The organism is Pseudoduganella sp. jia 9 (genome assembly GCF_055502615.1).
This window is the reverse complement of the sequence record NZ_JBUPWE010000010.1, coordinates 245,284-257,735: the sequence shown is the minus strand read 5'-3', so window position 1 is coordinate 257,735 and position 12,452 is coordinate 245,284. Positions and strand designations below refer to the sequence as shown.

The window sequence follows — 12,452 nt, the reverse complement described above, 5'->3', positions numbered from 1 at the left end:
GCCCGATGCAGTAAACATGCATACCATCGGCGCTCTGATGCAAATTTGCATGGCTGGAGCACGCATGGACTGGGACGACGCCCGCATCTTCCTCGGCATTTATCGCGCCGGCACGCTGCGCGGGGCCGCCGCGCAACTCGGTATCGACCAGGCGACGGCCGGCCGGCGGCTGGCCGCGATGGAGGCCGCGCTGAATGCCAGGCTGTTCCTGCGCACGCCCTCCGGCTACGTGCCCACGCCGGCCGGCGAGATGGCGGCGCGGCCGGCCGAACGGATGGAGCAGGCGGCCCACCAGCTCGAGCGGGAAATGCAGGGCATCGACAACCGGCTGTCCGGCACCGTGCGGGTCGCCACCACCGATACGATGGCGCAGAACTTCGTGATGGATGCGATCCGCACGCTGCATGCCGAGCACCCGGACATCCGCGTGGTGCTGCACGTGACGACGGCGGTGACCAACCTGACGCGCCGCGAAGCCGACCTGGCCGTGCGCACGCTGAAGCCCACCGACCCGAATCTCGTGTCGCGTCACCTGGCGCGGCGAACCTCCGGCCTGTACGCCAGCAAGGCCTACCTGCGCAGGCGCGGCATGCCGTTGGCCGAGACCGGGCTGGCTGGCCATGACCTCGTCATCTACCATGCCTCGGTGGCGCCGCGGCAGGCCACCCACGTGGCCGGCATGCCGGTGGCAGGCGCTCGCGTCGCGCTGGAGGTCAACACGGGGCTGATGCTGATGGAGGCGGCGCGCGCCGGCATCGGCATCGCCGAGCTACCGGTGCACATGGCGGACCAGGACGCACGGCTGGTGCGCATCTTCCCGGACCGCGCGCACCAGTACGACATGTACCTGGTGATGCACGGCGACCTGCATCGCAGCGCGCGGGTGCGCGCCGTGGCCGATGCGATCGTTGCTTCCGTGCCTTGACCACCCTGGCGGGATGATAAGATCGCAATATGTCCACCCATGTATCACTGTTCCCGTCGCTGGCGCGGCTGCACCGCGCCACGATGATCTGGCTCACCAGCTGGTGGCGCCTGCTGCAGTTCGCCGCGCTGATCCTGGCGCGCGGCGCCGCGCCGTCCACCTACCGCCGCGACAACCACCGCGCGCTGGCCAGCCACCTGGTGCTCGGCACCGCGCCGAACCTGCTGTGGTTTTGCGTACTGTCGGCGCTGATCAGTCTCGTCATCATCCGCATCGTCGTCGTTACCGCCACCTCGTACGGCCTGTCAGGCTACGCGCTGGAGATGGTGGTGCGCGTACTGGTGCTGGAGCTGATTCCGCTGACGGCGGCGCTGTTCGTGGCGCTGCGCAGCACGCTGCCGGCCAGCGTCGAATTCGCCCAGCGGCGGCTCGCCGCGGCCGCGGCGGCACCGGCGGGATCGGCCGGCCCGGCCGCCGATCCGGGCGAGTCGCTGCGCCGCGAATTCTATCCGCGCGCCTCCGCCGGCATCTTCGCCGTGTGGCTGCTGGCCGCCGTCAGCTGCATCCTCACGCTGGTACTGGCCTACCTGATCATCTACGGTTTCACCCCGTATGCACTGCCGGGCTATACGCGCGTGGTCGGGCAGATCTTCAACCCGGCCGTGGCGCTGATCCTGGCGATGAAGATCTTCTTTTTCTCGCTGGCGGTCGGCATCATCCCGCTGGCGTCCTCGTACTACGACGCGGCGGCCAACCCGTTCGCCGCGCGGCTGCGTTCCACGCACGGGCTGGCGGACATGGTGCGGATGTTTTCCGTGATCCTGCTGATCGAAGCCGCTTCCCTGATGGGCAATTACTACTGAACCGATTCGACTGACCCATGACTGACACTTCTTCCAACGCCCCGGCCGCCCCTTCGGAACCGGCACCGGTACGCAACGCCGAGATCAAGGCGGCACTGCTGCTGATCCTGATGGTGGCGCTGATCGCCGGCGCCGGCCTGTACCTGCTGTATGCGCGCGGCGCGTTCGAGCCCACGCAGCGGCTGGTATTGACGGCCGACGATTCCGAGGGTGTCGCCGTCGGCATGGACGTGACGTTCGCCGGCTTCCCCATCGGCCGCGTGCGCAGCATCGAACTGTCGCGCGAGGGCAAGGCCCGCGTGCTGGTCGACGTGCCCGAGAAGGATGCGCACTGGCTGCGCTCGAGCAGCATCTTCACCTTGGAAAAAGGCATCGTCGGCGGCGCGAAACTGCGCGCGTTCACCGGCATCCCGACCGATCCGCCCCTGCCGGACAATGCCGAGCGGGCGTTACTGGTGGGCGACGTGGCGGCCGAGATTCCGCGGCTGCTGTCCGCCGCGCGCGACATCCTGACCAACGTGACAGCGCTGACCGCCGCCGATTCGTCGCTCGGGCAGAGCCTGGCCAACGTGCAGGGCGTGACCGAGAAGCTGAACGGCCCGGGCGGCGCGATGGGGCTCATCGCCGGCGAAGACCGCAAGGCGCGCGAACTGCTGGCCAACGCCAATTCGCTGATCGTGCGCGCCGACCGGCTGGTGGGCAATGCCGACAGCAAGGTGTTCGGCGACAAGGGCGTGGCCAGCGATGCGCAGGCCGCGATCGTGCAGCTGGACGGCTTGCTGGCCGATGCGCGCGCCAGCATGAAGAAGCTGGATGCGGTGCTGGAGGAAGCGCAGGCGGTCGGCAAGAATGCCCGCGTGGCCACCGAGGACCTGGGCGCGCTGCGCGCCGATGTCGACGCCAACCTGCGCAAGATCGAGCAGCTCGTCAACGAGATCAACCGCAAATGGCCGTTCAAGCGCGAAGCGGAGATCAAGCTGCCATGAAGCCTTACCTCATCCTGGCCTTCCCCGTGTTCCTGGCCGCCTGCAGCGGCGGACCGCCCGTTCCCGACTGGAAGATGAATGCGCAAAGCGCGCTGGAACGGTCCACTGCCGCCTACATGGCCGGCCGCGACCTCGTCGAACGGAACGAATTCGCGCATGCCCGCGACGACATCGCCGCCACCGGCAAGGTCGACCTGCTGATCCGCGCCGAACTGATCCGCTGCGCCGCGCGCACCGCCGCGCTGGTGTTCGACGAATGCACCGGCTTCGCCGCGCTGCGCGCCGATGCCACGCCGGCCGATAGCGCGTACGCCGCCTACCTCGCCGGCGCCGCACAGCCTTCGGACGCGCCGCTGCTGCCCGAACCGCAGCGCGCCGTGCTGGCCGCCGCGTCCGACAGCGCCGCCGCCGCGGCCGTGAAAGGCATCGCCGACCCGCTGTCGCAACTGGTCGCCTCCGGTGCCCTGTTCAAGGCCAACCGCGCCACGCCCGAGCTGATCGCCCAGGCCATCGCCACGTCCTCCGACCAGGGCTGGCGCCGCCCGTTGCTCGCCTGGCTGAACGTGCAGGCCCTGCGCGCCGACAAGGCCGGCGACACCGGCGAAGCCACCCGCATCCGCCGGCGCATCGGGCTGGTCGAAGGCCAGCCCCGCTAAAAAATTGCCTGAAACCGGGGTCAGACCCCAGTTTCAGGCAACATATCTCGGCATGCCCCTTAGGCATTGGCGGAGCAGCCTGATGACAGCGACGCAAACGGCGGCGAATTTCCGAAAACCGGGGTCTGACCCCGAATTTTGGAAATACTTGCCTGAAATCGGGGTCAGACCCCGGTTTCAGGCAACACTCTGATCGTTTTACAACACCAGGGACTGTCCCCGAATTTTTACAACACTAGCGCAGCAGTCTGGCGACGGCGGTGCGGGCGTTGGCGGCGAGTTCGCGCAGGTCGAGGTTGGGGATGGCGTCGTGTTCGACGACGGGCTTGCCGGCCACGGTGAGCAGCCGCACCGCGGGGCGGCCGCCCGAGGCGACGGGGCCGATGGCGATGTCGTGCAGCCCGAAGTAGCGCGGGTCGTCGAGCGAGTAGACGGCGATGTCGGCGGCCATGCCCACTTCGAGCGTGCCCAGGCCATCGAGGCCGAGCACCCGCGCGCCGCCGCTGGTGCCCCAGCGTACGACATCCTCGACGGTGGCGGCGTCGGCGCCGCCCTCGAAGCTGCCGCCGCGGTGCGTGGGCCGCGCATCCTGCCCGCCGCGTGCGCGCTGCATCAGCCACGCGGCGTGCGTTTCGGAGATCATGTCGGCCGCCTCGTTCGACGCGGCGCCGTCGACGCCGATCGAGATCGCGGCGCCGGCCGCTTCCAGCTGGCGGATCGGCGCGATGCCGCTGCCGAGGCGCCCGTTGCTCTGCGGGCAGTGCGCGACGCCGGTGCCGGTGGCGCCCAGCAGCGCGATTTCCTCGTCGTCCAGCTTGACGAGGTGGGCGAACCAGACGTCGCTGCCCAGCCAGTCCTGTTCGGCGGCGAAACGCACCGGCGTGGTGTTGTATTTGCCATGCGCGGCATTCTGGTACTCGACGGTTTCCGACAGGTGGCTGTGCAGCCGGATGCCCAGCCGCCGTGCCTCGGCCGCCACGGTGCGCAGCTCGGACGGCGCCATGGAGTACAGCGGCGTGGTCGGCGCCATCACGACGCGGCGCATCGCGTCCGGCGCCGGATCGTGCCAGCGCCGCGCGATGCGCTCCATGTCGGCCAGGTAGCCGTCCAGCGTTTCCGGCCGCAGGCAGGCCGGCAGCTCCGCTTCCAGCTGGCGCGTCTGGGTGGCGCCGCCGCGGCACAGCACGAAGCGCATGCCCAGCCGCTCCGCCTCCTCGAACAGGATCGCCGAGCCGTCGAACGGCATGCCGGGCCAGTACAGGTAGTTGTGGTCGGCCACCGTGGTACAGCCGGAACGCAGCAGTTCGACGAGTCCGATGCGCGCCGCCAGGCGGAACAGCTGTTCGTCGAACGCCGCGCGGAAACGGTAGGGGGTGGCGGCCAGCCACGCCGTCAGCGGCAGGTCGATGCCGGCCGCGTCGCCCTTCAGCAGCGACTGGAACAGATGGTGGTGCGTGTTCACCCACGCCGGATAGACCACGCAGCCGCTGGCGTCGACCACGCGTTCGCCGGGCAGCGGATCGAGCCGGCCCAGCGCGGCGATGCGGCCGTTCGCGACGCGGATGTCCGGGCCGCGGTGGCGCGCCGCCTCGCCAGCCAGGCCGGTGACGATGGCCGCTGCATTCCTGATCAGTAAATCGCTCATCGGTTCTTCTCCTTCAAAGGTCCAGTACCAGCAGCGGCGTCCGGGAACGCGAGCAGCATGGCAGGAAACGGTCGCCCAGCGCCCGTTCGGTATCGGTGAGGTAGCAATCCTGGTGATCCGGTTCACCTTCCAGCACGGTGGTGAGGCAGCTGCCGCACACGCCCTGCCGGCACGAGACCGGAATCGCCACGCCATGCTCCGCCAGGCAGTCGACGACGCTCTGCCCGGCCGGCACGGCAATCGTCCTGCCGGTACTGGCCACCCGCACCTGGAACGTGGACGGCGACGACGACCCGTCCATCACCGTGTTGGCATTGGCGAAGTGCTCGACATGGATGCGCTGCGCCGCCACGCCGTGCGCCAGTGCCGCCTGCTTCACCATCGCGATGAAGCCGGCCGGCCCGCACACATACAGGTGTGTCTCCGTCCCGGCACCGGCCAGCAGCGCCGGCAGATCGAAGCGCTGCGACACGGGGCCATCGTCGGCATGCAGGTGCACGCAGTGCTGGTACGGCGCCTCGCGCAGGCTCCCGGCAAACGCTGCGGCACCCATCGAACGCACACAATAATGCAGGGCGAACTGCCGGTCGAGTATGTTCAGTCGTTCCGCCATCGACAGTAATGGCGTGATGCCGATACCGCCCGCGATCAGCAGCGAGCGCCGCGCCCCGGCATCGAGCTCGAAGTGGTTGCGCGGCGCGCCGATGGTGACGAGCGCGCCCTCCTCCAGCGCATGCATCGCCTGCGACCCGGCGCCGTCCTGCCGCAGCACGGCGATCACGTAGCGTGCTGTGTCGCGCGGGTCGTTGCACAGCGAGTACTGGCGCACCAGTCCACCCGGCAGGTGGACGTCGACGTGGGCTCCGGCCGTGAACGATGGCAGTGCCGCGCCGTCCGGATCGTGCAGTTCGAAGGCGTGCACGCGTTCGGCCTCGCGCCATTTGCGGGCTACCCGCACAATGAAGGTCCTGCTCATGCCTAGGCCTCGCTTTCATGCCAGTGCTTCAGCGAGACGCGCGCCAGCGCCGACATCAGCGCGAACAGCAGCACGCCGGTGACGGTGATCATGAACAGCGCCGCGAACAGCCGCGGAATGTTCAGCTCGAAGCCGGCCTGCAGGATCTGGTACGCCAGCCCGGTGCTGCTGCCACCAGTGCCGGCGACGAATTCGGCGACGACCGCGCCGATCAGCGCCAGTCCGCTGGCGATGCGCAGGCCGCCGAAGAAGCTGGGCAAGGCGCTGGGCACGCGCAGCCGGACCAATACCTGCCAGCGCGTGGCGCGGTTCAGCCGGAACAGGTTCAGCAGGCCGGGATTCACGCTGCGCAGGCCCAGCACCGTGTTCGAGATGATCGGGAACACGGCCATCATCGTGGCGCAGATCGTCAGCGCGGCCGCCGGCGTCTTGACCCAGATGATGATCAGCGGCGCGATCGCCACGACGGGGGTGACCTGCAGCAGGATCGCGTACGGGAACAGGCAGGCTTCCAGCAGCTTGCTTTGCACGAACAGGAACGCCACGGCCACGCCGACCACGGTGGCCAGCGCGAACGCGAAGAACGTGATGCGCAGGGTAACGAGCAGCGCATCGAACAGCAGCGACCAGTCTTCCAACAGCGTGCCGGCGATGGCGGCCGGCGACGGTACCAGGTAGACCGGCACCTGCAGCGTCACGCAGACTGCCTGCCACACCGCCAGCAGCAGCAGGCCGAGCGCCAGCGGCGCCAGTGCGCGGCGTACGCGCGCATCGTCGATCAGGGGTTTTTCCAGCATGGCGGGTCTCCTTCAGTGATGGCCGTTGGCCTCGACCAGCAGGTCGGACAGCTGCTTGCAATAAGCCATGAATCGGGGCGAGATGCGGAACTCGTCGTCGCGCACGCGCGGCCCGTCGATCGGCACGTCGGCGATCACCCGGCCGGGCCGCGCCGCCATCACCACCACGCGCGACGACAGGTACACGGCCTCGTAGATGCTGTGCGTGACGAACACCACGGTCAGGTCGCGCCGGGCCCACAGGTCGCGCAGGTCGGCATCGAGCCGGTTGCGGGTGAATTCGTCCAGCGCGCCGAACGGCTCGTCCATCAGCAGCAGGTTCGGCTCCGTGGCCAGTGCACGGGCGATCGACGCGCGCATCTGCATGCCGCCGGACAGTTCGCGCGGATAGACGTGGCCGAACTTCGCCAGGCCGACCAGATCGAGGGCCTGCTCGACGCGCGGCATCGCCTGGTCGCGCGGCACGCCTTTCAGGTCGAGCGGCAGCCGCACGTTGTCGAGCACCTTCGCCCAGGGCATCAGCGTCGCTTCCTGGAACACCATCGCCAGCGTGCGGCCGGGCGTGTCGACGGTGGCCATGCCCTCGCCCCACCAGCGCACGTGGCCGGCCGACGGGCTTTCCAGCCCGGCGAACATCTTGAGCAGCGTGCTCTTGCCGCAGCCGGATGGGCCCAGCAGCGACACGAATTCGCCACGCCCGATGCGCAGCTTCACCGGGTCCAGCGCGTGGGTGCCGTTCGGGTAGGTTTTTTCCACGCCGTTGGCGTACAGCACCGCCGGCTCCGGGGAAGCCGCGGGCGCAGCGGGCGCCAGCAGTGGATCGTCGTCGCGTTTCATCATGCCTCCGGCGGGTTGTGCACTTCGCTCTCGCCATGCCGGCTCAAGAGGTCCATCAGCATGCGGCGCATCATCAGGCCCGGCTTGTCGGACTCCATGTGGAACTCGACGCGGCGCCGCGTGTCGACGCAGGCATCGGGATCGGTGGCTTCCAGGATGTCGCGGTCTTCCGACGTGATCGGCCGGTCCCAGTCGATCAGTTCCTGCGTCGAGCAGGCTTCCTCGCTGTCGTTGCGGTACAGCCATTGCACCAGCATCAGCCTGCCATCGTCGATCGGCGTGGCGCAGTTGTAGATGATGTGATGGATGCCCGACGCCGGGTACACGCAGCCAAAGCGCCGCGAGAACGGCATGTACCAGCGGTTGGTCAGGTGCCGCTCGGTGACCGGCTCGGTGGTGCCGGTGATGCGGAAGCTCGCCTCCGGGTTGCGCACCGGTACATGGGTCTCAGCCTCGAAACCCCAGTCGTTCGGCCGGAACTCGTACTTGGCCGGCACCGGGTTGTCGATCATGCCGAAGTTCGCCTTGTGCACGAAGCTGAAGTGCGAATTGTCGAACGAATTTTCCATCACGCGCAGCGGCGACGTCTTCCATTCTTCGTAGAACTGCAGGATGCGGCGATAGCCGGGCGCTCCCTCTTCGGGGAAGTAAGGGATCGGCTGCAGCGGATCTTCCAGCGCCACCCATACATAGCCGTAGCGCTCGTCGCAGTGGTAGGCCGTCACACGCGCGCCGGCAGGTATGCTCGAGTCGGGACTTTGCGGGATGCGCACGCAGGTGCCGGAACAGTCATAGGTCCAGCCGTGGTAGCCGCAGACGATGTTGCCGTTCTCGACGAAGCCCTTCGACAGCTTCGCGGTCCGGTGGCAGCAGCGGTCGCGCAGCGCGGCCGGCTTCCCGTCCGCGCCCTTCCACACGACGATGTTCTCGCCCAGCAGCGTAAACGGCTGCGGTCCGGCATCCAGCGCGGACATCGGCATCAGCGCGTACCAGAATTTACGCAGGACTTTTTGTTGGGTGACGAGCATGGTTGACTCCTGTTACTAAGCTTGGCCGGCGTGCCGGAATGGTCGCCTTCGCCCGGTATCACGTTATTGCTGTGTTGCGGTGGACCGCGGGTCAGGGCATCACTTTCAGGTCCCTGACGAACTGCGTGGTGTAGGCCTGCTTCCAGTCGGTTTCCTTCTTCAGCAGGCCGGCCGATACCATGAATTCATAGGTGCGCTGCCAGCGCGCATCGGTCATCGTGCCGATACCCTGCTGCGCCGCATCGCCGCCCGTGACGAAGCTGTATTCCTTCAGCTTCCCGACGGCATAGGCCAGCTGGTCGTCCTTCATGTTCGGGTTTTCCTTCTTGATCAGCGCATTGGCCGGCGCCGGGTTGGCCAGGTAGCTCTTCCAGCCTTCCATCGATGCGCGCACGAAGCGGGCGACCAGGTCGGGCTTTTCCTTGACCAGCTTCTGCATCGCGACCACGGTGGTGCCGTAGGGCGGGTAGCCGTCGTTGGCGAACAGGTAGAAGTTGGTCTTCGCGCCGGCCTTGGCGGCCTGGAACAGTTCGGACGACGGGTAGGCCTGCTGGGCGAAATCGGGATCGGCCAGGAAGGGCTGCAGGTTGAACGTATAGGGGCGGCCCTGCGCCTCGGTGAGGCCGTACTTGGCCTTCAGCCACGGCCACCAGGTGGTGCGGCCCGAGGTCGATACCAGTACCGTCTTGCCGTTCTTCAGGCCCGCCAGCCCCTTGACGTCGGTGTGCGTCATCATGCCTTGCGCATCGGTCTGGAAACTGGCCGCGACGGTGGTGGCGGGAATGCCCTGCTCCACGCTTTTCAGTACCTGCAGGTCGTAGCCCATGAAGAAGTCGGCCTGGCCGGTGGCCAGCAGCTGCATGCCGTTCACCTGCGGGCCACCCATCCGGATGGTGACGTCGAGGCCGTGCTTGCGGTAGATGCCTTCGGCCACGGCCTGATAGAAGCCGCCATGTTCGGCCTGGGCATACCAGGAGGTGAGGAAGGTGACCTTGTCGGCGGCGGCGGCGTTGCCGGCGATGGCGCCGAAGGCGGTGACGAGGCAGAAGGCCAGCGCGGCGCGGCGCGCCGGTTGCGGGACTGGGATGGATTTCATGGGCACTCTCTGGGGTTGGAAAGGCTGAGGGACGCAATGCGGGATGCAGCCGGCCTGCCGGAGGAAGGGCATGCGCGGCATTGCATTGCGGGGAAATGAAACCGGGAGGAACGCCGCGCGGCCGCGGCGGATCATGCGAATGGGACTGATGAAACGATACGGCATGGCGTTCTCTCTTGAGGTCTGTAAAAAACCAGATGCACATCCCGTCAGGGACGTGTCCACAAGAGCAATGCCCCATGTTTTCATTGGCGACATTGCGTCGCCGGAAAACACTAGCCGCTTCTACTCATACAACAGGTTATGCAAACGCCGTGCCAGCGCGCAGTGTGCGCATTGTCGACCCGAGGGGGCCTGTTGCGAACTACGCTGCACCAACGTGGCGCACTGCGGCACCAGCGCGGATGACGCGCTTCGTTATTGTGCAGCTTATTGTGCAGCTTATTGTGCAGCCTATGACGCCTGCTTGACGGCGGCTTCGCGCAGCTTGTCCTTCTTGCTCTTGCGCTTGCCCTTGATGCCGCCGTTCGGATCGGCCGCAGGCGCGTTTGCCGTGACGTGGACGGCAGCTTCCGACGGCTCGAAGCCGGCGATGCGCTCGCGCGGCACGCGCCTGCCCTGCCGCTTTTCGATCAGCCGGAAATGCGCCTCGGCGTCCGGCGTGATGAAGCTGACGGCCGTGCCGCTGGCGCCCGCGCGGCCGGTGCGGCCGATGCGGTGCGTGTAGTCGGCCGCGGCGCGCGGCAGGTCGAAATTGACGACGACCGGCAGCCGCGCGATGTCGATGCCGCGCGCGGCCACGTCGGTGGCGACCAGCACGGTCATGCGGCCGGCCTTGAAATCGGCCAGCACCTCGGTACGCGTGCCCTGGCTGAAGTCGCCGTGGAAGGTTTCGGCCGCCACGCCGCCGCGGCGCAGCTTGTCGGCCACGTGCTCCGATGCGTACTTGGTGGCGACGAATACCAGCACCTGTTGCCAGCCATGCTCCCTGATCAGGTGCCTGAGCAGTTGCACCCGGCGCGGCGCCTCCACTTCGATGGCGCGCTGGGCGATATCCGGCTCGTGCGCGGCCTCGCTTGCCACCTGTGCGCGCACCGGATCGTGCAGCAGCGACGCGGCGAGCGACTGGACGGCGGAAGGGAACGTGGCGGAGAAGAACAGGTTCTGGCGCCGGGCCGGCAGCAGCGCGAGGATTTCCGCGATCTCGTCGGCAAAGCCCATATCCAGCAGCTTGTCGGCCTCGTCCAGCACCAGCGCGGCGACGCCGTCGAGCTTGACGGCGTTATGGCGTGCCAGGTCGAGCAGGCGGCCCGGCGTGGCGACGATGATGTCGGTACCGCCGCGCAGCGCCATCATCTGCGGGTTGATCGACACGCCGCCGAACGCGATCGACACCTTGATCGTGGACGGCAGGTGCTGCACCAGCGCGCGGATCGCGTCGCCCACCTGGGCGGCCAGTTCGCGCGTGGGCACCAGCACCAGGCCATGCAGGCCCCGGCGGGTGCCCTGCCGCGCCAGCAGCGCGTGCAGCATCGGCAGCGCGAACGCCGCCGTCTTGCCGGACCCGGTCTGCGCCGCGCCCAGCACATCCCTCCCCTGCAGCGCGGCGGGAATGGCGGCCGACTGGATGGCGGTCGGGGTGTCGTAGCCGATGGCGGCCACGGCATCGAGCAGGGCGGGCGCGAGGCCCAGGGAAGCGAAGGACATGGGGGGGGTACGGGCAGGTGAATGAGCGCGCAGTATAAAGCACGCGGCCAGCGCGGCCGCCGCGCGCGGGTTCGCCGTGCTGCCTACATGCCCACGTCGCCGTAAGGCCCGGCGATGACGACCACATAGCCGTCCGGGTCGCGCAGCCAGATCTCGCGGTGCTGCGCATTGCGGTTTTCCTTCGGGCCTTCCAGCACCGCGGCCTTCGCATCGGCGGCCCGGTCGACGGCATCGTCGAAATCGTCGGTCCAGAACCACAGCAGCACGCCATTGCCGTATGGCCGGCATTCCGGATCGCCGATGTGCGCATGGTGGTGCGCATCCCAGCGGTGCAGCTGCAGGATCATGCGGCCGTCGAACGTCAATTGTTCATACTCGTTGCCGCCGTGGGCACTCTTGCAGCCCAATACGGCCTGGTACCAGCGGCTGGCGGCCGCCACGTCGGACACGGCGATCAGGGGTTGCGCTTGCATGGACGTCTCCCGTGAAGTTGAGGGCACAGGATAGCACCGGGCAGCTCAGCCGCGCGGTCCGTTTCCCATCCGGCGCACCGGCAGCCACTGGACGATGCCCCATGCCAGTTCGGGGACGATGAACAGCCACAGCATGGGCATGCCCGTCTGCGCCAGCGTCCAGGCCATCCACAGGCTGAAACCGAAACGGCCGATGCCGTCGTAGCGGCCGAAGCGGGGTTGCGGGTCGCCGATGCGCAGGATGGACCACAGCAGCACCACCGTGCCCATCAGGCAGGCGAACAGCATGTGCAGGGGTGCGAAGGCGGGCAAGGGCGCACCGCCCAGCGCCACGTTGATGGCGGAAAGGTGGCCGTGCAACAGGGCGAACGTCCATGGCGTGGCGAACGGCGCGGTGACGAGCAGGTCGTAGAATCCGCCGGCGCGGACGATGCGTGAATAGGTGGTGGCGTACATGGCGGCT

The 12,452-nt window shown here is 67.9% G+C and carries 13 protein-coding genes; 4 read left to right on the top strand and 9 right to left on the bottom strand.

Features of this window, described 5'->3' with window-relative positions:
* Nucleotides 1-64 precede the first annotated feature (64 nt).
* The 4 genes from ACY34H_RS15120 to ACY34H_RS15105 are packed head-to-tail and all read left to right on the top strand — an operon-like array spanning nucleotide 65 to nucleotide 3,430.
* Nucleotides 65-925 (top strand): LysR family transcriptional regulator, encoded by an 861-nt coding sequence (locus ACY34H_RS15120; RefSeq protein ID WP_464978293.1) that lies wholly within the window; start codon nucleotides 65-67, stop codon nucleotides 923-925.
* Nucleotides 926-954: 29 nt separating this feature from the next.
* Nucleotides 955-1,788 (top strand): MlaE family ABC transporter permease, encoded by an 834-nt coding sequence (locus ACY34H_RS15115; protein WP_464978292.1) that lies wholly within the window; start codon nucleotides 955-957, stop codon nucleotides 1,786-1,788.
* 17 nt (nucleotides 1,789-1,805) lie between these two features.
* Nucleotides 1,806-2,774: an MlaD family protein gene (locus tag ACY34H_RS15110; RefSeq protein ID WP_464978291.1), complete on the top strand. Its 969-nt coding sequence runs from the start codon at nucleotides 1,806-1,808 to the stop codon at nucleotides 2,772-2,774.
* Entirely contained in the window at nucleotides 2,771-3,430 is a 660-nt protein-coding gene (locus ACY34H_RS15105) for a hypothetical protein (protein ID WP_464978290.1), read from the top strand. The genes ACY34H_RS15110 and ACY34H_RS15105 overlap by 4 nt, the downstream gene beginning before the upstream one ends.
* Nucleotides 3,431-3,665: 235 nt before the next feature.
* Here the strand turns inward: ACY34H_RS15105 and ACY34H_RS15100 are convergent, their stop codons facing one another.
* From ACY34H_RS15100 to ACY34H_RS15060, 9 genes are all read right to left on the bottom strand, one after another.
* Nucleotides 3,666-5,075, bottom strand: a complete 1,410-nt coding sequence (locus tag ACY34H_RS15100) for an amidohydrolase family protein (RefSeq protein WP_464978289.1) — start codon at nucleotides 5,073-5,075, stop codon at nucleotides 3,666-3,668.
* 13 nt (nucleotides 5,076-5,088) lie between these two features.
* On the bottom strand, nucleotides 5,089-6,051 hold the full coding sequence (locus ACY34H_RS15095) for a PDR/VanB family oxidoreductase (protein WP_464978288.1): 963 nt from the start codon (nucleotides 6,049-6,051) through the stop codon (nucleotides 5,089-5,091).
* A 2-nt stretch (nucleotides 6,052-6,053) separates the two neighbouring features.
* A complete protein-coding gene (locus tag ACY34H_RS15090) occupies nucleotides 6,054-6,848 on the bottom strand; it encodes an ABC transporter permease (protein WP_464978287.1) in 795 nt (264 codons plus the stop codon).
* Nucleotides 6,849-6,860: 12 nt separating this feature from the next.
* Nucleotides 6,861-7,685 carry an ABC transporter ATP-binding protein gene (locus ACY34H_RS15085; protein ID WP_464978351.1) on the bottom strand — a complete coding sequence of 275 codons (825 nt, stop codon included), beginning with the start codon at nucleotides 7,683-7,685 and terminating at the stop codon, nucleotides 6,861-6,863.
* On the bottom strand, nucleotides 7,685-8,713 hold the full coding sequence (locus ACY34H_RS15080; protein ID WP_464978286.1) for an aromatic ring-hydroxylating dioxygenase subunit alpha: 1,029 nt from the start codon (nucleotides 8,711-8,713) through the stop codon (nucleotides 7,685-7,687). Before ACY34H_RS15080 ends, ACY34H_RS15085 begins: the two co-directional genes overlap by 1 nt.
* Before the next feature lie 91 nt (nucleotides 8,714-8,804).
* Nucleotides 8,805-9,809, bottom strand: coding sequence for an ABC transporter substrate-binding protein (locus ACY34H_RS15075; protein ID WP_464978285.1), 1,005 nt, complete (start codon nucleotides 9,807-9,809; stop codon nucleotides 8,805-8,807).
* Nucleotides 9,810-10,262: 453 nt separating this feature from the next.
* Complete coding sequence (locus ACY34H_RS15070; RefSeq protein WP_464978284.1) at nucleotides 10,263-11,516, bottom strand: DEAD/DEAH box helicase; 1,254 nt, start codon at nucleotides 11,514-11,516, stop codon at nucleotides 10,263-10,265.
* Nucleotides 11,517-11,599: 83 nt separating this feature from the next.
* A complete protein-coding gene (locus ACY34H_RS15065) occupies nucleotides 11,600-11,989 on the bottom strand; it encodes a VOC family protein (RefSeq protein ID WP_464978283.1) in 390 nt (129 codons plus the stop codon).
* 45 nt (nucleotides 11,990-12,034) lie between these two features.
* Nucleotides 12,035-12,445: a hypothetical protein gene (locus ACY34H_RS15060; protein ID WP_464978282.1), complete on the bottom strand. Its 411-nt coding sequence runs from the start codon at nucleotides 12,443-12,445 to the stop codon at nucleotides 12,035-12,037.
* Between the last annotated feature and the right edge of the window lie 7 nt (nucleotides 12,446-12,452).